Consider the following 23,474-nt stretch of genomic DNA (forward strand, 5'->3'; position numbering starts at 1 on the left):
TCTGGCCTTTTTGAATAAACCGCATTGCTTTGCGATGCTGTATCAGCTATCAAAATGTCCGCAGGGAAGAGGCTTTCAGGTAAAAGGGCTTGCGAAAAAGCTGAGCATTGAAGAAGCCGATGCCGCACAGATTTTACAAGATTTAAAAAAACGGCAGATTGTTCATGAAATTCAGCTTGAGAAGGAAAAGGGCTTGGAGCCGATTTATGTACTCAGTGAAAAGCCGGGCTTTCTGCCCATGCTGCTGTTTATGGCCGCCTACATACAGTCAGGTATATTATACGGATACTTCGCCATGGATCGTGAGCTGCCTATATTGAATGGGGAGGTGTCTCATGAATAGCATCAAATCTGCGGTATACAAAAAGAATCGGCTGAATTTTATCCTTGCCTTGCTGGGCTCGATTGGCAATGCAGGGATTGCTGAAGGGGTTGCCTTTTTACTGCGTGAATTTGTTGATATATCAATCAGCGGTTCCATGGATGCTCTTTACCGTATGCTCAAAATGTTTGTTCTGCTTTTGCTTGCAATGGTGCTTGTGGATGTCATCAGCTTTATATTTACCAACCGCTTTATCTGTCGTGGAATGCGTCAGTACAAGCATATACTTTTTAAAGGGCTGCTGCAGCGTAGTATTTCGTCCTTTCAAAAGGAAGCAGTTGCACAATGCATGTCCGCATTGAGCAATGATGCGACGGTGATCGAAAAAAATAATCTCGAGGCGATTTTTGAAATCTGCACGTATGGGATGATGCTTGCTGCAGGTCTTGGCTCTATGCTGTATCTGGACAGCTATCTAACAATCTGTGTGATTCTGGCAAGTATGGTGCCGCTGCTGGTATCTGTATTCTTTTCCGGCGCTTTGCAAAGAGCAGAGTGTTGTACATCGAAGCACCATGTGGACTTCATTGCTCTGCTGAAGGATTTGTTCAGTGGTTTTACGGTAATCAAAAGCTTTCAGGCGGAAGCTGTAGTGCTCGATGCTTTTGAGCAGGAAAATACAGCGCTGGAGAAATCCAAAAAACGTCGCAGGGATCTGATTTCCATACTGATGCTGCTGTCGCAGATATCTGGGTTTCTAGTGAATCTGGTCGTTTTCGGTCTAGGTGCCTGGTTGTGTATCCAAGGCAGAATTACTGCAGGGACGGTGATTGCATTCGTCCAGCTGCTGAATTATATTACACTGCCGATTGAAAAGCTCCCTGCACTGTACTCAAAAAGAAAGGCCAGTGCCGCCCTCATGGAAAAAGGGGAAGCTGTTTTGCATGTGAAGGAGGAATCGCTTCCTGAGAAAACAGTAACAAAGTTTCGGCAGGCTGTAGCACTGGAGCATGTGAGTTTCTCATATGAGGAAGGGAAAAAGGTTTTGTCTGATATCAACATTCGTTTTGAAAAGGGAAAGCGATATGCTGTTGTTGGAGCGAGCGGAAGCGGGAAATCCACTCTGCTGCAGCTGTTGCTGGGATATGATCGAGGCTATGAGGGAAAAATTTTTCTGGATGAAGTAGAGCTCAATGCATTAAGCAGAGAAAGTCTCTATCGTCTGGTATCCATGGTGGAGCAGAATGTTTTTGTATTCAATGCAACACTGCTGGATAATATCACAATGTTTCAAAGCTTTCCTCCGGCAGTCTGTGAACATGCCCTAAAGCGCAGTGGTCTGGATACATTTGTACGTGAAAAGGGTGCCGAGTATCTGTGCGGAGAGAACGGCTGTCTACTATCCGGTGGGGAAAAGCAGCGCATCAGTATAGCACGCGGTTTCATTCGCAATGCACAAATCCTTATGATGGATGAAGCAACGGCGGCACTGGATACTGCAACCGCCCGTTATGTAGAGGAGTCAATCCTGCACCTTGACGATGTAACCGCAATCGTGGTTACCCATAAGCTGCATGCCGATATTCTGAAGCAATACGATGAGATTCTCGTTATGAAGGATGGACGAATTGAGGAAGCAGGAACATTTGAGGAGCTGTATACAAGAAAGGGATGCTTCTATTCCCTGTATCGTCTAAGTGTCTGATATGAAAAAGGATCTCTTATAGAAATTCTTTGTTACTGTTCACCGATAGAATAAAAGGTGTCAAGAGGAAAAAGCAAATAAACAAAAAAAATAATATGACATTAAAAGCAGTTTTAATGATGTTAATAAAAAGAGAGTAAAAAATGACTTGCAGCGAATATAACGATTGCTCAGAGCCTGCCAAAGCCTGATAGAAGGCTTTTAAGCAACAACGTTGATATGCAATACATATTATGATAAAAAGCTTTGAAGAAAGTTATCCACAGTAGTCGTATAAAATCATATGATATAATATCTTCAGAGAAAAGGAAGATATCAATATGATGACAAAGGATAGGATTACATTAAACAACATTTTACTGCATAAGGAACATTTTGATCATAAACTGATAGGGATCGTAGAATATCTCGAACATCAAAATGTACATTTGAACACGGAATATAAGAGAATCGTGGTCAGTAACCGGAACCTCGTAAAAAAGAATCAAGATGTGCAGGCAAAACTGAAGGATATGAAGGCGATCCAATATAATCTGAATCAAAAAATTGAAAGAAAAAAGATGAAGAGGCCAGTAATATCATCAAAGATTTTGAAGAAGAGATCAAAAAGCAGGAGAAGATTATAAAAGGCGAACTCCAGCATTCTTATAACGAAAACAATAAACTACATACTGAAAATGAAAAATTACGAAGAGAGATAGAAAAGCTGAGAAAAGAAAATAACCGATATAAAAGGATGAGCAAGAAAAACTCCTGTAATTCCAGTATTCCCCCATCAAAGGATGAATACAGAAAAGTCGCAAATTCAAGGACAAAGACTGGATTGAAAAAAGGTGGACAGAAAGGACATACGGTACATCGTATCAGCTTGAAAGATACTGCAGATAAGATCATATATAGAATCGTAAGACAAGCACCTGTAGGAGCAGAGGCTATTTTAAATGCGGAGAACGAGCTCCTATACTATAGAACACAGGAAATCGATGCAAGACTGAAAACGGAGATTACGGAAACAAGATATATAACAGCAGTACAAGGACAGGTGCTTCCGGAAAAAGAAATGCGCAGGTATCGAATCAGCAGTGTGTCCTATCATGATGATTTCAAAGCGATGATACTGTATCTGAACAGCAAAGGGACGATTCCGTTGAACAGACTGTGTACGATGATCAATGAAATGAGTATGGGGAAGATAAATCTCAGTGCATCAGTCATCGTGAAATGGGAAGAAGTATTACAACAAAAAAGTATAAACTATCAAAATGAGATTCTAAAAGAATTGCGAAAAGAAAGAATCCTGCATGTAGACGAAACAGGATGGAAAATCAATGGAACGCGTGCATGGTTACATGTGATCGTAAGTGAACAAAGAGCATTTTTTATTGTCACAGAGAAGCGGAAAGATACGGAGAAAGGACCGCTGGGAATACTGAATGATTATGAAGGATGTCTGATCCATGATCATTATAAGGCATATTATGATTTGAAAAGCTGCGACCATGGAGAATGTAATGCACATATTCTGAGATATTTAAAAGAAGGAGCAGAACTGGATAAGAATGAAGCGTGTGCAAAAAATGATGGAACTGATTCAGAACATGATCCATGAAAAAGAAAGAACTGGTTAGACATAGAATCATGAAGATGGATGAAAAAACAGATCAGCTCATACGAAGAAAGATATATGGAGATCCTGAATGATGAGTTAGAAAAGTATGCTTCAGAGCATCCAAAAAAAAGTAGCAGCCAAATATGTACCGGGATATATAAAATTGATGAAACGGATGGTGGAGTATAAAGAAGAACATCTGAGATTCATCAAGGATTTTACTGTTCCTTCTGATAATAATATAGCAGAGAGACAGATGCGGCCGACAAAAGCAAAGAAGAAGATCAGCGGACAGAGTCTCAGTCTAGAAACAGCTAATTATTTTGCGGCAATACATACAGTAGTGCAAACGTGTTCCTTACAGAAGAAAAATACACTGGAAGAAATCAAAGCCATCCTTCAATCATAAGAGGGATGGCTTTGATTTTTTATGAGTATCGGTGAATAGTAACTGTGGCCATGCAGGCTTCAACATTTTTCAAATGTAACCGTTGACAAACACGATATCCATCTGCTATACTTTGGGTAAAGTAAGGATAGTTATTGTGAAAACAAGCTCGACCTGCTAATCAATAGATCACGGATTTCGTGTTTTTTGATATGCAGGTCTTTTCTTATGAGGAGGCGAGAAGTATGATTTTCAAGAAACGGCTGAATAACAACGTGGTCATTGCTCTGGATGAAAACGGACAGGAGAAAATATTATGCGGGAAAGGCCTTGGCTTTCAGATGAAGGAACAGGGCACCGTAGAGGAAAGCCGTGTTGAAAAGGTGTTTGCATTAGCGGATCAGGTAATGAACCGCCGCCTGCAGGAGCTGCTGGAAACGATTCCCATGGAGCATTTGGAGCTGGCGGAGGAAATCATGAACTATGCCAGAATTCACATTGATGAAACTGTGAGTGAAAACGTAATTGTGGCGCTTTGTGATCATATGTATATGGCGGTGGAGCGGAAAAAACAGGGGATTGAAGTGAAGAATGTACTGCTTTGGGATATTCAGAAATTTTATCGGGATGAGTATAAGGTTGGACGGTATGCGATAGCACTTATCCGGGAGCGCTTCGGTGTGGAGCTGAGTGAGGATGAAGCAGGCTTTATTGCATTGCATATCGTCAACGGACAACTGCATCTGGAAACAAAATCCGTCAGGGAAATCACAACCCTGATGCAACAGATTGAAACGATCGTCCGCATGCGCTTCGCGATTACGCTGGACCCGGATTCTGTATATTATTATCGGTTCATCACACATTTGAAATTTTTTGCGGAACGGATTTTCTCGGAAAAGCAGATTCCAACAAAGGAAATGGACGGACTGCTGGAGCTGATCAGGGAAAAATATCCGCAGGATGTGGAATGTGTGTTGGATATCGCTGCCTTCTTAAAGCAGCGCTATGGCTATACGCTGAGTGAAGAGGAGATTCTGTATCTCAGTATTCACGTATCAAGGATACACCAGGTATCTGTGAAGGGCGGTGAGGCCGTTTAACAGGACGTTAAGAGCTTTAAAAAACAGGATAAAGGATAGTTACATTTAGTTGGCTTGACCTTTGTTTCACGTATGCATAAGCATCAGAAATGGAGGACGAAAACATGACTGTTTATGAAACTTTAGCAAAAGAAATACTGAACTATGTAGGTGGAAAGGATAATGTAAATTCGCTGACACACTGCATTACACGGCTTCGCTTCAAATTAAAGGAGGAATCCATAGCACAGGATGAGGCGCTGAAAAACCTGGAGGGTGTTGTTACGGTTATGAAGAGTGCCGGACAGTATCAGGTGGTTATCGGCAATCAGGTACAGGATGTATATGAGCAACTCGCGCCGTTATTACATGCAGAGCAGCCGCAGACGGTGCAGGATGCTGAGAAAGAGAAGCTGCTGGATCGCTTTGTGGATATCATATCCGGTATTTTCCAGCCGATTTTAGGTATCATGGCTGCGTGTGGTATGATCAAGGGATTGAACATGCTGTTTATGACACTGGGTCTGTACGCGGAAACCAGCGGCGGCTATATGATCATCAATGCGATCGGTGATGCATTGTTTACCTTCCTTCCCCTCTTTCTGGGATATACCTCTGCCAGGAAGTTTGGTTTGAAGCCGATGGTGGGACTGGTCATCGGCGGAATCATGTGTTATCCGGGCATTCAAAGCAGTGCGCTGTCCGGCAGTCTAAAACCCCTGTATACCATGTTTGAGGGAACGATGTTTGCATCGCCGGTATACATTGACTTCTTCGGTATTCCCGTGATATCCATGGACTACACCAGCACCGTAATTCCTGTGATCTTTATTGTATATTTTGCCAGCAAATGCGAGAAGCTGTTTTCAAAATTCGTACCGGATCTGGTGAAATTCTTCTTTGTGCCGATGCTGACGCTGCTTGTGGCACTTCCCATTGGCTTCCTGCTCATTGGACCTGTCGCAACCTTCGGCTCGAAAATAATCGCGGAAACCATCATCAGCATCCGGAATGTATCCCCGATGCTGGCGGGCGGTCTGGTTGGTCTGACATGGCAGATTCTGGTGATTTTCGGACTTCACTGGGGCTTTATTCCTGTCTATATCAATAACATTGTGACAAACGGCTATGATAATGTCATGATGCCGTTCTTCGCCTGTACCTTTGCGACCTCAGCGGTGATTCTGGTCATCATGTTGAAAACCAGAGACCGTAAAATGAAGGAGCTTTGTCTGCCGAATTTCATTTCCGGTATCTTCGGTGTGACGGAGCCCGGTATTTATGGAATTCTGCTGCCTTTGAAAAAACCATTCATCATCAGCTGTATCGCCGGGGGAATCGGCGGGGCATTTTATGGCTTCTGTAATTTCCGTAAATTCAGCATGGGAGGTATGGGAATCTTTGAATTTCCTGCCATGATGGAACCTGACGGCTCCTGGGGAAACCTGCTGGTAGCGGTATCCGGTGTTCTTTTAACCATGATTGCCGCGGTCATCTTAATGCTTCTGTTCTATAGGGAAAAGGAAGCAGGTCAATCGGACAAAACGATGTTGGATACAAAGGAACATGAAAAATCCGTTGAGGATACGCCTGCCCTGCTGGAGGACATTGCGATCTGCTCACCCCTGAAGGGCGATGTTCTGGAACTCGCACAGGTAGAGGATGCAGCATTTTCTGCCGGTATTCTTGGGAAGGGGTGTGCCATCGTACCTGCCGAGGGTGAGGTTTATGCACCGGCTGACGGTGTCCTGACTACGCTGTTTCCTACAAAGCATGCTCTTGGCATCACCTCGGATGACGGTGTGGAGGTACTGATTCACATCGGATTGAATACCGTGCAGCTGAACGGGGAGGGCTTTACAGCTTATGTTCAGCAGGGAGAGCGGGTAAGTCGTGGACAGCATCTGTTAAGCTTTGATCTGGCTGAATTAAAGGACAAGGGCTATTGTCTGCAGACACCGGTTATCATTACAAATACGAATGACTATCTGGAAATACTGAGTACCATGCAGAAAGAGGTCATGCCGGATGATGTGCTGCTGCATGTCATGAATTCCTAGGAGGCTCGCGCATATGAAATTTCCTGAAAACTTTTTATGGGGAGGCGCACTCGCGGCAAATCAGTGCGAGGGGGCCTGGCAGACAGCGGGAAGAGGGCTGGCCAATGTGGATGTGTGTCCGCGCGGTGATCACCGCAGTGCCATAATCACAGGGAGAGAAAGAAGGACGAGCTGCCTGCTTGATGAGGTATACCCATCTCATGAGGGAGTGGATTTCTATCATCATTATAAGGAAGACATCGCACTCTTTGCGGAAATGGGCTTCAAAATGCTTCGTATCAGCATTTCCTGGACACGTATCTATCCAAAGGGAGATGAGATGGAGCCCAACGCTGCAGGGCTGCAGTTCTATGACAATGTACTTACAGAATGTGAGCGGCATGGAATTGAAGTAATGATAACGATTGCACATTTTGACTGTCCGATGCATTTGATCCAAACGCTGGGCGGTTGGAGAAGCCGTGCTATGATTGAGCATTACCTGCGTTTGTGTAAAACCCTGTTTCTGCATTTTAAGGGACGTGTCCGCTGCTGGCTGCCGTTTAATGAAATCAATATGATACTGCATGCCCCCTTTCTCGGTGCAGGCATCTGCTTTGAGGCAGGTGAGAACAAGGAGCAGGTCATATATCAGGCAGCACATCATGAGTTGATTGCAGGCGCACTCGCAACAAAGCTGGCACATGAAATTGATCCGAAAAATCAAATTGGCTGCATGTTCGCTGCCGGCAGTGTCTATCCTTACAGCTGTCATCCGCAGGATGTATGGCAGGCACGTATGGAGGATCGCAAAAGCTATCTGTTCTGTGATGTACAGGTGCGGGGAGCCTATCCTTCCTATTTTCATCAGCTGCTGAAGGAGAAGCAAATCGACCTGCATATGGAAGAGGATGATGTGAATATTTTGAAGAATACCGTAGATTTCATCTCCTTTTCGTATTACAACAGCCGCTGTGTATCTTCTCAGCAGGAGGCGAAGAAGCAGAACAAGGGAAATCTGTTTGCTTCGATGAAAAATCCATATCTGACATGCAGTGACTGGGGCTGGCCGATTGATCCTCTTGGATTGCGCATTACTATGAATGATATATATGAACGCTATCAGAAACCGCTGTTCATCGTAGAGAACGGCTTGGGAATGGCGGATGAAATAGAAGAGGATGGAAGCATTCGTGATGATGAGCGGATTGCTTATCTGCATGATCATATCAAAGCGATGCAGCAGGCGGTATGTGAGGATGGAATCGAGCTGCTTGGATACCTGGCATGGAGTCCGATCGATCAGGTGAGTGCCTCCAGTGGAGAAATGAAAAAACGCTATGGCTTCATCTATGTTGACCGACAGGATGATGGCAGCGGCAGCTTTGTACGCAAAAAGAAGAAGTCCTTTTCCTGGTATGCCCATGTGATAAACACGAATGCTGTTGAATCATAGAATACCGCTGTGCGTTCATGTGTTCATCTCATCATATTGCAGGAGAATGTATGAAGCGGATACGCGCGAAGGCAAGGAAAGGCAAGTGTACAAATTATTCAGACAAGGTGGTATCATGTAGCAAGCAGGGCAGAGAATGCAGGTTCTCTGCTTTTCTTGTGCTGCCATACCTTGCATAGTAGAATCAGACAAATCGCTTTGCTGAAACAGGAGCAATACACCGATCCCTGTAAGCAGTGCTAACAGAAAGCTTAAGAAGAATGAACGATGTTCATTGACTGCAGCCGTGAAACTGTTATACTATACCTGTAGGTGATGTTATGGGACAAAGAATACGGACAAGGGTTGTGAAGGACCCGGCAGAAAGAAAACGGGAAATACTGGATGGCGCAATGGAGCTGTTCGCTACAAAAGGATACGAGCAGACATCCATGCGTGATATTGCCCGCCATCTTAATATTTCACTGGGCCTGTGCTATCGATATTATGACAGCAAGCAGAAGCTTTTTCAGGAGGCGATGCAGCAGTATGTAGAGGATATTTGCGCGGCGTATTTCATCATACTCCATGATGAAACAAGGGATTTGACGGAAAAGCTAGACCTGCTGTTTCACATGCTGGAAGAGGAGGAACAGCAGATGCGCTACCATGATTTCTTTCATCAACCGGAGAATATCGGCTTTCATGAAGAACTGGCAGTGAAGCTGTGCAAGTACATGCAGCCTCATCTGCAGCAGGAACTGCAACGGTATGCAAAACAGAATCATCTGAAGATACAGCATGAGGAATTGCTGCTCAGCTTTCTGACCTATGGACAGATTGGTATCCATGCATCTGTGAGCTCACCGGACACACAGCAGCTCCATCAGCTGCGGGTGTATATTGATTTGCTGCTGAAGCAGGAATGTATCCCTGATGATACCATTTGATCAGGGATTGCTTTTTAATATATGAATGAACATTGTTCATTAAGGAGGCCTTTTATGAATAAAACTGAACAATCAAGAATTGCATTTGATCAACAGGCGGATACCTATGATAGCGATTTTCATGGTAAGCATGCAAGGGAACTGTATCCGTTCATGCTGGAGCTGATGATACAGCTTCCTGTGCGGGATGTACTGGATCTTGGGTGCGGTACCTGCGCACTGATGAAGCAGCTGTATGATGAGGATTGCGGACGCCGGTTTACGGGAATCGATCTGAGTGAAGGCATGCTGCATATCGGAACACAGGTCATGAAGGAGCGAGCCACTCTGCTGTTGGGGGATGCGGCAAATCTGCCCTTTGCCGATGCGAGCTTTGATCTGGTGTACTGCAATGATTCCTTCCATCATTATCCGGATCCCTGCAGGGTATTGCAGGAAGTGGTGAGGGTATTGCGATACGGAGGCTATTTTGTAATTGGTGATTGTACACAGGGGACAGTGTCCCGGATGCTCATGAATCTGTTTTTCCATTTTCAAAAGGAGGGGGATGTGCATATGTACAGTGAAAAGGAGATTCGTATGCTGTTACAGAAGCAGCTGCATGATGTACATGTTCAAAAAGTGAATGAGCGCAGCTTGATTGCATGGGGTGTGAAATGATGCTTACTGTCTCGCAGCAGAAATATCTGCAGGTCATCGATATACTGGAACAGGAGCAGGGGGTCGTACGCCAGATTGATGTCGCTGTCTATCTTGGATATTCCCGTGCCAGTGTCTGCCGTGCGGTTAAAAGCCTGAAAGCAAAGGGGCTGATTATGCAAAGGGCGCATGAAATCGAGCTGAGTGCATATGGCAAGGCACTTGGAAGGCAGTTGAATGAAGTAAGAGCCCGTATGCAGGAGGCCCTGTATGCATCTGGATTTCCGAAAGGGCTTGATCCGGTGTCTGCTTTGCAGCTTCCCATCTGCTTCAAGGAGGAACTGTCAACGATTGCTGGTCAACTGCCTGCTGCTTCTGGTATAATAAAGCAAAAGAAATGAGGATGAGAAGATGGAGAAAAAACGCTGTTTCTGGGCAGAAAATGTCCCTGAAATTTATGTCCGTTATCATGATGAAGAGTGGGGAAGAGAGGTACATGATGACCATAAGCTGTTTGAAATGCTGCTTCTGGAATCGTTTCAGGCTGGTTTGTCATGGCTTACCATTCTGAAAAAGCGGGAGGCGTTTCGGGAAGCCTTTGATGCCTTTGATGTCGCGAAGGTCGCAGGCTATACCGAGGAAAAACAGAAAGAGCTTATGCAGAATCCCGGCATTATCCGCAACCGTCTCAAAATCAGGGCCGCAGTGAAAAATGCTGTTATTTTCCAGCAGATACAACGGGAATACGGCAGCTTTTCCGCTTATCTTTGGGGCTTCACCGAGGGTAAGGTGATATACAGAACACAAAAGGAGCTGCCAACCCACACCGCGCTTTCCGATGAAATCAGTGCAGACCTGTATAAGCGTGGAATGCGGTTTGTCGGAAGCGTTATTATCTATTCCTATCTGCAGGCAGTCGGTATTGTGAATGACCATGAGCCAGACTGTTTTCTGCATACCAGTTCAAAAGCATGCGGCTAAGAAAGAGCTAACCATACTCAGCACCGGCCGAGCTTGAGCTCCTGAAAAAGAAAAGCTGTATCGTCCGTGAAAATCTTACTTGTCTTTGGATTCATTCAGAAGCAAAATGATAAGAAGCATCAGCTTGCTCAACTTTCTTCTACGGATGATTCACCCTGTAAAAACCTTAGGAAGCTATACAGCTTTTTTTGTATTATTCGATGCGGTATACAGAGGTATGCAATGTAAAGATATCTGAAGGCCGGCAGGGCAAGATTGATAACGCAGAAATGCAGGAAACCTGCTATACTTTTGCAGAAAAGCTAGGAGGTAACGACATGAATGAAAAACAGGAGCTTGTCATAAGGACGCTTTCCTATCTGGAGGAGCATCTGCAGGAAACGCTTTCCCTGCAGGCAGTAGCTCAACTTATGCAATATTCCCCCTTTTATCTGCATCGCAGCTTTACACAGCTGTGCGGCATGCGGATGCATGATTATGTGAAGCGAAGAAGAATAAGTGAAGCAGCACGATGTCTGTGTGAAACAGATGCATCTGTACTGGAAATTGCCATATCCTACGGTTATGAAAGCTCACAGGCATTTTCTCAGGCCTTTAAGCAGCTGTATAAGATGACATGTACACAGTTTCGCAGGGAACAGCAGTATTATGCGCTACAGCATCCTCTGCAGCTGCATGAGCTGAATCAGACGGAATCTGCAATGCGGGAGCTGCAGATCGAACAGGCAGTACCAAGGGATATGGACACATGGATGCAGCTGATGCGTCAGGCTGTGGATTTCTTTCCTTACCTTGAGGAAGCAGCATATGAACAGCAGCTGCTGAAGTGTATGAAGCAGAAGGAAGCATTTCTGGCTTCCTTTGAAAAGACGGCGTTTGCGGCGATCCAGCTACAGCTTAAAAGCGGGCAGATTGATGTTCTGGCAATTCATCCGCAGCTGCGCTGTCTGGATGCTGTGAAACAGCTGGTCGAATGGATGCAATGTACCTGTGCTCCGCATACCGATCTGGTAATTACCTGTTTCCGCGCTGCTGATCGAGCAGATGCCGGATATCGCAGGCTTTTGCTGGAAGCCGGCTTTGTATGCGGTGAAGAGCTGGTGGAGCTAGGCTATCCAGTGCAGAGGCTGTATTACAGGAGAACACAGGATGCGTGAGAATACACTGGATACGACCCGTACGCTGCCGCAGCTTCTTCGCTTTGTGGCTCCATCTATTGTAATGATGCTTGCGATGGGTATTTACACGATAACCGATACCCTGTTTGTTTCGCGTCTGGTGAATACCGATGCGCTTTCCGCGATCAATATCGTCTGTCCCATGATCAATCTGATCATCGGTTTATCCTCGATGCTGGCAAGCGGCGGTGTTGCTGTGCTGTGCCGCGACATGGGGGCGGGTCTGCTGGAAAAGGTGCGCAAAAATGCGGCCTTGCTTTGTGTCTGTACGATCGGTCTTGGCTGTGTGCTTGCTATTGGCGGTCTACTGTTTACGGATGAACTGCTGCAGCTACTTCATGCCAAGGGTAGAATATTGCCATATGCAAGAGGATATCTGTCCATGCTTCTTCTTTTTACTCCCTTCTGCATGCTGCAGGTATTGTATCAAAGCATGTTTGTAGCGGCGGGACGTCCGCTGCTGGGAATGGTGCTGGCAATGTGTGCCGGGGGAGTCAATGTTGCTTTGGATCTGGCCTTCATGTCCGGCTTTCATATGGGAATCGAAGGCAGCGCCCTGGCAACCGGGATCGGCTATATGGTTCCGGCTATATATGGAACGCTCTTTTTCCTGCAGAGAAAGGAAAGGGAGCTGCATTTCGCACGGCCAGCTTGGGATGCTTCCATGCTGAAGGAAAGCTGTCTTAACGGCTCCAGTGAGATGGTGAGTCAGCTGGCATCAGCACTGACAACTCTGCTTTTGAACACGATTCTATTTCGCCTGCATCAAGAGGATGGTGTTGCGGCAGGAACGATTATCGTTTATACACAGTTTCTGCTCACCAGTTTGTATATCGGATTTTCCATGGGCGCTGCCCCGTTGATCAGCTATCAATATGGCAGAAAGGATACTGCGCGTTTATTGCAGCTTCTACGTAAATGCATCGGAATTGTGGTAATCAGCTCCCTTGCCATCTTTGTCACAACCATTCTGTTTCAAAGACCTCTTGTCACTTTGTTTACCGACAAGGATACCAGTGTATATAGGATTGCCCTGCAGGGCTTTGCCATATTTACCTTCAGCCTGCTGTTTAGCGGCTTCAATATATTCTCTTCGGCAATGTTTACCGCATTGTCACAGGGCAGATTATCCGCCTTGATCTCATTTTCCAGAACCTTTGGCTTTTATCTGCTGTTTCTGCTCATTCTGCCACGCTGGCTGGGAAGCAGAGGCGTGTGGCTGGCGATCGTGCTGGCAGAGGGCTGCTCCCTGCTTGTATCTCTGCTAAGCATACAGCGGCATACGCTTACCTGTCACCTGGCAGATAGAAAAAAGAACCGTCTGTATTAGACGGTTTTATGATGCATATCCGGATGCCTGTGCATCCTTTTTTGCAGGAGAGGATAGGCTGCCAGTGCAATGACATAGCCTGCTGCGGCCTGTACCAGATTCCCCGGGATACCGGTCAGTGAAAGCTGCCAGCTTTGATTGATATATGCATCCGCAAGAAAATATCCGCCAACCATCAGTAAACCGCCCAGTATATAGGCAACATAGCGAAATGAGGATCGTCCCCTGCAGACAAGCCAGGAAACAAGAACAGCCTCCATCCCTTTAATGAGCAGGGTGAAAAGGGCATACATGCCATATCCGCCGGTGATATCTGCCAGCGCACTGCCGACACCGCCCACCATAAAGGCAAGAAAGGGGTTCAGTACAGAGGCGAACAGCAGAAGAAAGCCGTCACCCAGATTGAAATATCCCTGTATGCCGTTTGGCACCTTAAGCAGCCATGTTGCCAGAAATACAAGGGCTATACCTAGTGCGGCTGTCACGATATCGTTTACCTTCATTGTTTTCATATGTGCTACTCCCTTCGTTTCTGCCGTTATTCTATCAGCTTTCTGTTCATTTAAAAATATACAGATTTATTATAAATTTAAGGTACAGTATGCTATACTGAGGATGGTGATAATAATGAAATTAAAAACGATAAATTTTGAACGAACCACGGGTAAGGCATTGTATCTGCAAATTTATGAAAAACTGCGCTCGGATATCCTTTCCGGCTATCTGGTAAAAGGTGACCAGCTGCCTAGCATACGGAAATGCGAGGCTTTGATAAAGGTATCCAAGACGAGCATTGAGCGTGCCTATGAAAAGCTGCTGGAGGAGGGCTATATCCTGTCAGTCCCGCAGAAGGGTTTTTTTGTGGATGTCGAGCCGGAGAATGTTCAACTGCGTAAGGCGGTGCTGGCGCAGGGGGCGGCGCTGCAGGATGAAAAAATCCGCTATGACTTCCGGTCGCAGACAATGGATGTCAGCTCATTTGATCTGACTTTGTGGAAGAAGTACCTCAAGGAGGTCCTGGACGGTCATTATGAGATAGCGACATACGGAGAGGCAAGAGGAGAGCTGCGGCTGCGGATGGCACTGCAGAAATACGCCTATACCGTGCGGGGTGTATTGTGTACAAGCGATCAGCTTCTCATCGGCTCCAGCTTTCAATCGCTGCTGTATGTATTGTGCGGCTTGCTGGATAAACCCGTCGTGATCGGGTTGGAGGAGAGTGGCTTTCCGCAGGCAGAAGCCGTCTTTCATGATTATGCATTTCCTGTACGCAGATTAAGCAGGGAAGCAGATGGTATCTGCATGCAGGAGCTACTGGCAAGTGATGTCAATCTGCTGTATGTAAACAGCGCGTCTGCGGGATACAATCATCAGCCTCTGGATAAGAAAAAACGCAGGGAGCTGCTGGCCTGGGCGGCACAGCGAAATGCCATGATCATCGAGGATGACCATAACGGGGAGCTGCGCTACCATACGCGTATGACGCCTGCCATGCAGGGCTTTGATACCGGGGGACATGTCGTATACATCGGCTCCTTTTCAAAAATTCTGTTGCCGTCTCTGCGAATCAGCTATATGGTGATTCCGCAGGCTTTGCAACACCGCTATGATCAGCGCGCAAACAGCTATTCACCAACCTCCAGCAAAATCGAACAGCTGGCTTTGGCAAGATATATTGCGGACGGGCATCTGGAGCGACATGTACGGCGTCTGCGCAGACACTATGAACAGAAGAGCAGTCATATGCGGACACTGCTGGAACAGTGGTTTCCACAGGCGGATATATTGCTGGAGGAGGCTGCTTTGCAGTTTATACTGCGCTTTCCGTATTTGCTGCCGCTGGAATCGCTTCTACAGGAAGCCAGAAAGCACAGCATGATGCTGCAGAGAAATGCGCAGGGAGAGCTTGTTCTTTCTTTTGCTGCAATCAAAATGGAGGATATGGAGGAGGCTGTGCGGCTGCTGCATTCCCTACTGGAAGCTGCGACGGGAAGGAATCACTGAAACAAAGAGCCGTACCGTAAGAAAATTGTAAGGTGCGCATAAGATTTCTTAAGATTCTTGGTACTGAGAGGGTGATATACTGGTGTAGTAAAAGATCATATTCTGAAGGGGGCTATGCCATGAAAAAGAAAATCGCCATTGCAGTCATCTTTGTTTGCGGAATCCTCGTTTTCTTTGTACCGTATTTCTTTTCCAATTCATGGAGAAATGTCGAACTCAAACGGGAAGTGATACAGTCTGATATCTATGAAAGAAAGGATGTTGAACACGCTATGACACTGGTGGAGCACACATTTTCTCAGGAAATGCAGGAGTGTAAAATGACAAGGATCAGCTATGATGAATCAGCATACAGGCAGTTTGCGGACGGCTTTAAGAAACAGAAATCCGATGAGGTAATGGTTATTTATACGGATTTTATTACGGTGTCCAATGTATTCCATGCGGGGGATCATACGCTGGAGCCCAATGCGGAGTATACTGCATATCCATGGGTATTGCGGCGCTCATCCGCTCAGAAGGAGTGGACTATCATCGGTTCGGGATATGGTTTTTTATATACCTGAGAGGCATCGAGAGATAGCCGTTGATAAAGCTTTTCGTTTGCCGTTTTTCTTGTGTCAGCATATACGATTCACACAAGGTGTTGTATAATATAAAGAAGGATACAGAAGAAAGAAGATGATAGTATGATGAACATCATGCAGCTTGAAACACAGATGGAATTTCTTGTTCGGATCCTGCTTGCGGGAATCTGCGGAGGTATCATCGGCTATGAACGGAAAAGCCGCAATAAGGAGGCTGGCATTCGCACGCACCTGATAGTGGCGAGTGGCGCTGCCTTGATTATGATCGTATCCAAGTACGGGTTTTCTGATATTCTGGGAGATAAAGGTATCGCACTGGATCCCTCCCGTATCGCGGCACAAATTGTGACCGGAGTCGGCTTTCTTGGAGCCGGTATGATTTTCATGCGGAAAAACACGATCAGCGGACTGACGACGGCGGCAGGCATATGGGCAACCAGTGCGATCGGAATGGCGATTGGCAGCGGCCTGTATGCACTTGGGATTCTTACAGCAGTGCTGATTGTATTTGTGCAGATCATCCTTCACCGGAATCATCGCTGGCTGCGGGAGTCATATAAGGAGGAGCTGTCCTTTGTGATTGACCAGAATAAGGAGGCCTTGCAGGATTTGCAGGAACGCTTGAAGCGTATGCAGATTGAGATACTGAATGTGAGTCTGACACAGGAGCATAGCTGCTATCAGGTGGATTTGATCGTTGTTCTGCCGGATACGTATCAGGCTGCCAAGCTGCTGGATATGTTTTATGATGTGGCATATATTCATGAAATTGATGCATAGGGTATTGCCAAATCCTGATTTTTATATTAGAATGATGTCAACAACCAAATAGGTTTGAATAACCTCCATTTTTTCTATTTTCATGTTTCCAAAATAGATGAATGGAGGTTTTTTGTGAGAAGAGGAGGTTTGTCATGCAAACAATTGAACAAAACAAAATGGGTTATAAGCCTGTTTTACCATTGCTGATGTCAATGGCTTTTCCTCCGATGCTGTCCATGCTGATACAGTCGCTGTACAACATTGTAGACAGTATGTTTGTGGCACAGATTGGAGAAGATGCACTTACGGCTGTTTCCCTGGCTTTTCCGATACAGACGCTGATAGTAGCCTGTTCCGTGGGAATCGGTGTAGGGGTGAATTCCTATATAGCAAGAAAGCTTGGAGAGCAAAATCAGAAGGAAGCAAACAGCGCTGTGGCCCATGGTCTGCTGCTGTCGCTGATCGGATATCTGCTGTTTGTCGCAATCGGCAGCTTTACGATTCGTCCGTTTTTTGAAATGTTTACAGATTCTGCGGCAATACTGGATGACGCCTGTATGTATACGTATGTCTGTGTATTTCTGTGCTTTGGCTGTTTCTTTCATATTTTGATTGAAAAGGTATTTCAGTCAATGGGAAAAATGATCTTCCCCATGGCGATACAGGCGGCAGGAGCAATCACAAACATCATCCTGGACCCCATCATGATTTTCGGTCTGCTGGGCTTTCCTGCAATGGGGGTAAAGGGAGCGGCAATCGCAACGGTTATCGGACAGATTTTCGCTATGTCGCTATCACTGTTTATATTCCTGACAAGAAAATTCGATGTGAAGCTGGATTTGAAGCAGTTTCATTTCTCCTGGGATACCATTCGCCGCATTCTTTCTGTGGGAATTCCCAATGCCTGCATGAATGCACTGGGCAGTGTTCTTGTGATTGGTTTAAATTCCATTCTGATTCAGTTTTCCAATACGGCTGTTTCCGTATATGGGATTTATTATAAGCTGCAGACCTTTGTATTTATGCCGGCGAGCGGTCTGACGCAGGGAGCGATGCCGATCATGGGCTACAATTACGGAGCAGGCAGCCATGAACGTCTTTTGCAGACATTGAAGTATGCCATCATGGTGACGCTTGCCATCATGGTTTGCGGCTGTGCGATTTTCCTGCTGTTTCCAACACAGCTGCTGATGCTGTTTCATGCCAGTGAGGATATGCTGCGTATCGGTGTTCCTGCCCTGCGTATCATCAGTATCAGCTTCCTTCCGGCAGCCCTTGGGTTTATTCTGCCGACATTATTTCAGGCAATGGGGCTTGGCTTGCAGTCCCTGATTGTTTTCCTGCTTCGTCAGCTTTGTATCACTCTGCCGTTATCCTGGCTGTTCGCGGCCTGGTTCGGTCTGGATGGTATATGGTATTCCTTCCTGATCGCAGAAAGCATCGCTGCCGGTGTGGCGGTTCTGCTGTTTATACGCATTCGCAAGAAGGATAAGGTACTATCCAGTACCTTTGTACAGCAGCCATCCGCTTCGCAGGAAGCAGTGTGCTGAAACAGACACCGTGGTTTGTAAAAATTGCGGTGTTTTCTTTCCGCGTGTAATTTTGTGCGTTTTTTGGTTAATATTTTCCATTTTTTTATGTTACTGAACAATGAAATATGTTACACTTGATTTGGATAAAAAGAGTAGAGGAGATTAGCGTATGAAACAAGATATGATTGTTATTCTGGATCTTGGCAGCAGTGAGAATACAACACTTGCCAGAGAAATTCGTGCATTGGGTGTATACAGCGAGATTTATCCGCATGATATCACAAAAGCGGAGCTGCAGAAGCTGCCGAATGTAAAGGGTGTCATCTTAAACGGTGGGGAACACCGCAATGTCGACGGTAAGGATATCGATGTCTTGCCGGAAATTTACGAAGCGGGATATCCGGTGATTGCGATTGACCATGCACCGGCATTATGTGAACAGAAGCTGGAGGAATGGCCGTCAGAGGAAGTGTTAAAAACGTTTGTTTTCACTGTCTGCAAGGCAGAGGCAAACTGGAATATGAAGAATTTTGTGGCGGATCAGGTGGAACTGATTCGCGGACAGGTGAAGGATCGCAAGGTGCTGCTGGCATTGTCCGGCGGTGTGGACAGCTCTGTAGTGGCAGCATTGCTGTTAAAGGCAATCGGCAAGCAGCTGTATTGTGTGCATGTCAATCATGGGCTGATGCGCAAAGGGGAGTCGGAAAGTGTAATTGAAGTGTTTAAGAATCAAATGGATGCGAATCTGATTTATGTGGATGCAAGCGAACGGTTTCTTGGAAAGCTGAAGGATGTGGCAGAGCCGGAACAGAAGCGGAAAATTATCGGTGCGGAGTTTATCCGTGTGTTTGAGGAAGAGGCTCGCAAGCTGGAGGGCATTGATTTTCTGGCACAGGGAACCATTTATCCGGATATCGTGGAGAGCGGTACAAAAACGGCAAAGGTTGTTAAGTCTCATCACAATGTCGGTGGATTGCCGGATGATTTGGCGTTTGAGCTGGTAGAGCCATTGCGTCAGTTGTTTAAGGATGAGGTGCGTGCGTGTGGACTGGAGCTGGGATTGCCTCATGATATGGTATTCCGTCAGCCGTTCCCGGGACCTGGTCTGGGTGTGCGCTGTCTTGGAGCAATTACAAAGGATCGTCTGGAGGCGGTGCGTGAGTCGGATGCGATTTTACGCGAAGAGTTTGCGACGGCGGGTCTGGATCAGAAGGTTTGGCAGTATTTCACCATCGTTCCGGATTTCAAGTCTGTCGGTGTGAAGAATAATGCGAGAAGCTTTGAGTATCCTGTGATTCTGCGTGCGGTGAATACGATTGATGCAATGACGGCGTCGATTGAGGATATTGACTGGCCGGTGCTGCATAGGATTACGGATCGTATTTTGAAGGAAGTTGCGAATGTGAATCGTGTGTGCTATGATTTGACACCGAAACCGTGCGGAACGATTGAGTGGGAATAAAACGATAGATGTTAGAAAGTGCCTATTTAACGGCACTTTTTGCATATTTGGAAGGCTAGTGCTTCTAAAATGCTTCTAATCGTTTTACTCCCACTTGTTTTTGAATTATCTTTGAAACAGTTCATCTAACTGTCTTGATACTTCTATTTGTTTATTAGGGTATAGATGACCATAGGTATCTAATGTTGTTTGTACTTTCTCATGACCTAATCGTTCAGCGATAAGCAAAGGTCCAAATCCCATTTCAATTAGTAGACTAGCGTGGCTATGACGCAAGTCATGAACTCGTATTGATTTCACTCCAGCTTTTTGTGCATTTACTTTTAATCTACGATTTACAGTAGATTTAGAAATTTGAAAGATACGTGTTTTATCATCTAATTCATATAAATGAGTGAAATAGTCACTAAGACATTTACATACAAAATCAGGGATTGTAACAACACGATTGCTTTTCGGTGTTTTAGGATCGGTAATAATATCTTCTTTGTTTAATCTTTGTAACGACTTATTGATACGAATTGTTTTTGTTTTAAAGTCAACAACTTCTTTTGTGAGTGCTAATGCTTCACCAATTCGCATACCTGTAAAATACAGGGTAGTGAAAATTGTTTTGTTTACAATGTTATCCTCACATACTTCAATAAATTGTTTAAATTCATCGGTTGTCCAAAATAACATTTCTTCAGCGTGTTTCTTTCCCATTGATCCTGCTTTGTGACATGGATTTTCTTTCAACTCATAAAAGCGAACTGCATAATTGAAAATAGAACATATTTGGTTGTTAAGTGTTTTTAAATATGTTTGAGAATAAGGTTCACCTTTTTTGTTGGTAGAAGACATCATTTTATTTTGCCAATTTCGTATATCAGTTGGTTTAATATCACACATGGATTTGTTTTCGAAATAAGGCAATAATTTGTCATTGATCATATAGCGTTTGTTTTTTAGTGTGCTTTCTCTTAAGCGATGACGCATATCTTCTAAATACAATTCGATGAAAGTACCAAACTTCATTGTCATATCAGCCTGTTTACTGAGAAGGAATTCACTTTTCCAAGCAAGTGCTTCTTTCTTGGTTGCAAATCCTCTCTTAAATTTTTTCTTACGCTTGCCATCATAATCGGTATAGTAGAATTGGCAAGTCCATTTCTTTGTTTTTAGATCTTTGTTTGCAGACATTTTATCATTCTCCTTTACTGCTATGTAAAGGCTGATATGATTGGAATCATTAAAGTTTTGTTCCGATTGTTTTCACAAGAGTTTTAAAATTCTCTAATAAAATGCTCTGTATTTCTTCGTTTTGTTCATAAATATCGTATGTTCTACCATCTACATTAACAAGGAGACCATTTTTTTCTTCATTGCCATCTAAATAAGTGATTTCATTTCCACCAAGATGACTATACATCAACCATTTAGCAAAGTAGTCAAGTGCATCTTCTTGAATACTTTTTTCATTTATTTCTGATATTGAAAGATCAGTAAATTCTGAAACTTGGCAATCTAATGCTTTTGCTAATTGAAAGAAGATAGAAAAAGGTGGTGTTCGATAACCTTGTTCATATTTGGAAATTGTTCCAACTTTGTAACCAATCATATCAGCTAATTGTTGCTGAGATAATCCTTTTTGTTTACGAAGTTGTTTAATCTTATTTCCTAGTGATTTTCTTTCTTCATCGTTCATTTCATACATGTTTGATTAACCTCCTAATAAAATACTATCACATATAGTGATATAAAACAATAGAAAAAATGTATTGACTAGTACAAAATGTAGTAATATAATACAAATAGAGTCAAACTATCACAAATTGTACTAGTTAGGAGTTGGTTGAATGAAAAAATTATATGTAGATGCACAAGAAGTATCACAAGCATTAGGAGTAAGTGTTGGAAAGGCATATCAAGTTATTCGTACTTTAAATGAAGAATTAAAGAAGAATGGATATATCACAGTTGCGGGAAAATGTAGCAGAGCATTCTTTGAACAGAAGTATTATGGATATAAAGGGATAGACCATGAAATCAATTCGTAATCAGTTAGAAGCATTACAAGTTGAACATAATGAGAAATATCAAAAAAATGAGATTGGTTTGGCTCAGTTATTTTATGATTTATATCAAGATAAAATATGTTTTGTAAAAGAAAGAAACCAATGGTTTGTATATGATGGAAGAAGGTGGTGTAGTGATTCTAATGCACTACAAGTCATGGAATATTGTAAAGATTTTGCGAATGAATTGATTAGTTATGCAATGGATAAAGATCATAGAGAATTCATTAATGTTGTAAAACGCTTAGCAGAAAGAAAAAGAAGAGTTTTTTTGATTAAAGATGCTAGATCAATTAGTCCTAAGTCATTTCAAGAGTTTGATAGAAATCCATTTTTATTTAACTGTAAGAATGGAACATATAATTTGAAAACATTTGAACTACAACCACATAATGAAAAAGACTACATTACACAGTTGGCTAATGTAGTTTATGACGAGTCAGTTATTTGTGATAGATGGTTAAGTTTTATCGAAGAAGTTACTTTAAATGATAAAGAACTAGGATTATATATACAACAAATGTTTGGATATTGTTTAACAGGAAGTACAATTATGGAATGTTTATTTATCTTATATGGTAAATTATCACGAAATGGAAAGAGCACCACAATAGAAACGGTTGGGAATTTATTGGGAGATTATTTTAAAAATGTACAACCTGAAACATTAAGCAAGTATAAACGGAATGGTTCATCACCAACACCTGATTTGGCTCGTTTAAAGGGTGCTAGATTGGTTAATGTTCCAGAACCAGAGAAAGACTTAAAACTGAATGAATCGTTGATTAAACAGCTCACAGGAGGCGATACAGTAACAGGTAGACATTTGCATGAGGATTTTATTGAATTCAAACCGGAGTTTAAAATTTTAATGAATACGAATCACTTACCTAGAGTAGAAGATGAAACAATATTTGCGAGCAATCGTATTCACATCATACCATTTGATCGTCATTTCAAAGAAGAAGAACGTGATAATACGTTAAAGTTTTATTTTCAAGAAGAAAGCAATAAAAGTGGTATCTTGAATTGGATGATTGAGGGTTATCGGCAGGTAGTATTAAATAAAATGAAACCAACCGACAGAATGGAAAAACTGGTTAAGTCTTATGCGAGAAAAACAAATGTATTTGAGTTATTTGCAGATGAATGTTTAGTGACTAGTATTAAAAATAGGATTCCTTTGAATGAATTATATTCAATTTATGTAACATGGTGTTTGAACAACGGATATTCTTATGTTGAAAGAAAAGATTTTAAAGGTATTGTTGAAAAGGATTATATAGTGAAACGAAATGGGAAAAGAGGTTTAGAACTTGTTGGTAAAACAGTAATAGAACTTACGGAAAGTGATAGTAGTGAATGAAGTGAACTGTAATTTAAATAAGTATATAAAGATAAGTGATAGAGAG

Annotated in this window: 20 protein-coding genes and 1 pseudogene; 18 read left to right on the top strand and 3 right to left on the bottom strand. The window is 43.7% G+C overall.

What is annotated here, in order from left to right:
• Positions 1-335: 335 nt before the first annotated feature.
• The 11 genes and pseudogenes from G4D54_08625 (at position 336) to G4D54_08675 (ending at position 13,658) form a co-directional block, all read left to right on the top strand.
• The gene (locus G4D54_08625; GenBank protein QJA02481.1) at positions 336-2,027 is read left to right on the top strand and encodes an ABC transporter ATP-binding protein; all 1,692 of its coding nucleotides are present in this window, start codon (positions 336-338) and stop codon (positions 2,025-2,027) included.
• A 320-nt stretch (positions 2,028-2,347) separates the two neighbouring features.
• A pseudogene (locus G4D54_08630) lies at positions 2,348-4,045 on the top strand (IS66 family transposase).
• Positions 4,046-4,269: 224 nt separating this feature from the next.
• Complete coding sequence (locus G4D54_08635) at positions 4,270-5,127, top strand: PRD domain-containing protein (protein QJA02482.1); 858 nt, start codon at positions 4,270-4,272, stop codon at positions 5,125-5,127.
• Positions 5,128-5,231: 104 nt separating this feature from the next.
• Complete coding sequence (locus tag G4D54_08640) at positions 5,232-7,166, top strand: PTS transporter subunit EIIC (GenBank protein ID QJA02483.1); 1,935 nt, start codon at positions 5,232-5,234, stop codon at positions 7,164-7,166.
• Positions 7,167-7,179: 13 nt separating this feature from the next.
• Positions 7,180-8,601 (top strand): 6-phospho-beta-glucosidase, encoded by a 1,422-nt coding sequence (ascB, locus tag G4D54_08645; protein ID QJA02484.1) that lies wholly within the window; start codon positions 7,180-7,182, stop codon positions 8,599-8,601.
• A 320-nt stretch (positions 8,602-8,921) separates the two neighbouring features.
• Positions 8,922-9,530, top strand: coding sequence for a TetR/AcrR family transcriptional regulator (locus G4D54_08650; protein ID QJA02485.1), 609 nt, complete (start codon positions 8,922-8,924; stop codon positions 9,528-9,530).
• 54 nt (positions 9,531-9,584) lie between these two features.
• Complete coding sequence (locus G4D54_08655) at positions 9,585-10,190, top strand: class I SAM-dependent methyltransferase (GenBank protein QJA02486.1); 606 nt, start codon at positions 9,585-9,587, stop codon at positions 10,188-10,190.
• Positions 10,187-10,570: a MarR family transcriptional regulator gene (locus G4D54_08660; GenBank protein QJA02487.1), complete on the top strand. Its 384-nt coding sequence runs from the start codon at positions 10,187-10,189 to the stop codon at positions 10,568-10,570. The genes G4D54_08655 and G4D54_08660 overlap by 4 nt, the downstream gene beginning before the upstream one ends.
• Positions 10,571-10,580: 10 nt before the next feature.
• A complete protein-coding gene (locus G4D54_08665; GenBank protein ID QJA02488.1) occupies positions 10,581-11,150 on the top strand; it encodes a DNA-3-methyladenine glycosylase I in 570 nt (189 codons plus the stop codon).
• A gap of 317 nt (positions 11,151-11,467) precedes the next feature.
• Positions 11,468-12,307 carry a helix-turn-helix transcriptional regulator gene (locus G4D54_08670; GenBank protein ID QJA02489.1) on the top strand — a complete coding sequence of 280 codons (840 nt, stop codon included), beginning with the start codon at positions 11,468-11,470 and terminating at the stop codon, positions 12,305-12,307.
• Complete coding sequence (locus G4D54_08675) at positions 12,300-13,658, top strand: MATE family efflux transporter (protein ID QJA02490.1); 1,359 nt, start codon at positions 12,300-12,302, stop codon at positions 13,656-13,658. The genes G4D54_08670 and G4D54_08675 overlap by 8 nt, the downstream gene beginning before the upstream one ends.
• On the opposite strand, the gene G4D54_08680 is transcribed toward G4D54_08675, so the two are convergent.
• Entirely contained in the window at positions 13,655-14,170 is a 516-nt protein-coding gene (locus tag G4D54_08680; GenBank protein QJA02491.1) for an ECF transporter S component, read from the bottom strand. The two genes, G4D54_08675 and G4D54_08680, sit on opposite strands and share 4 nt — an antisense overlap.
• Positions 14,171-14,285: 115 nt before the next feature.
• Here G4D54_08680 and G4D54_08685 point away from each other — a divergent pair, with 115 nt between their 5' ends.
• The 5 genes from G4D54_08685 (at position 14,286) to guaA (ending at position 20,005) form a co-directional block, all read left to right on the top strand.
• Entirely contained in the window at positions 14,286-15,662 is a 1,377-nt protein-coding gene (locus G4D54_08685) for a PLP-dependent aminotransferase family protein (protein QJA02492.1), read from the top strand.
• Positions 15,663-15,781: 119 nt separating this feature from the next.
• Complete coding sequence (locus G4D54_08690; protein ID QJA02493.1) at positions 15,782-16,228, top strand: hypothetical protein; 447 nt, start codon at positions 15,782-15,784, stop codon at positions 16,226-16,228.
• Between the two features lie 123 nt (positions 16,229-16,351).
• Positions 16,352-17,029, top strand: coding sequence for an MgtC/SapB family protein (locus G4D54_08695; protein QJA02494.1), 678 nt, complete (start codon positions 16,352-16,354; stop codon positions 17,027-17,029).
• A gap of 134 nt (positions 17,030-17,163) precedes the next feature.
• Entirely contained in the window at positions 17,164-18,561 is a 1,398-nt protein-coding gene (locus G4D54_08700; GenBank protein ID QJA02495.1) for an MATE family efflux transporter, read from the top strand.
• A 151-nt stretch (positions 18,562-18,712) separates the two neighbouring features.
• Positions 18,713-20,005, top strand: coding sequence for a glutamine-hydrolyzing GMP synthase (guaA, locus tag G4D54_08705; GenBank protein QJA02496.1), 1,293 nt, complete (start codon positions 18,713-18,715; stop codon positions 20,003-20,005).
• 105 nt (positions 20,006-20,110) lie between these two features.
• Here the strand turns inward: guaA and G4D54_08710 are convergent, their stop codons facing one another.
• Both G4D54_08710 and G4D54_08715 read right to left on the bottom strand, forming a co-directional pair.
• Positions 20,111-21,187, bottom strand: coding sequence for a site-specific integrase (locus tag G4D54_08710; protein QJA02497.1), 1,077 nt, complete (start codon positions 21,185-21,187; stop codon positions 20,111-20,113).
• Between the two features lie 49 nt (positions 21,188-21,236).
• Complete coding sequence (locus tag G4D54_08715) at positions 21,237-21,701, bottom strand: helix-turn-helix transcriptional regulator (GenBank protein QJA02498.1); 465 nt, start codon at positions 21,699-21,701, stop codon at positions 21,237-21,239.
• A 142-nt stretch (positions 21,702-21,843) separates the two neighbouring features.
• Between G4D54_08715 and G4D54_08720 the strand changes: the two genes are divergently transcribed.
• Together G4D54_08720 and G4D54_08725 are read left to right on the top strand one after the other, a co-directional pair.
• Complete coding sequence (locus G4D54_08720; protein ID QJA02499.1) at positions 21,844-22,044, top strand: ICEBs1 excisionase; 201 nt, start codon at positions 21,844-21,846, stop codon at positions 22,042-22,044.
• Positions 22,028-23,428 (top strand): hypothetical protein, encoded by a 1,401-nt coding sequence (locus G4D54_08725; protein ID QJA02500.1) that lies wholly within the window; start codon positions 22,028-22,030, stop codon positions 23,426-23,428. Before G4D54_08720 ends, G4D54_08725 begins: the two co-directional genes overlap by 17 nt.
• Positions 23,429-23,474: the final 46 nt, after the last annotated feature.

It is taken from the genome of [Clostridium] innocuum (assembly GCA_012317185.1).
GTDB classification, from domain to species: domain Bacteria; phylum Bacillota_I; class Bacilli_A; order Erysipelotrichales; family Erysipelotrichaceae; genus Clostridium_AQ; species Clostridium_AQ innocuum.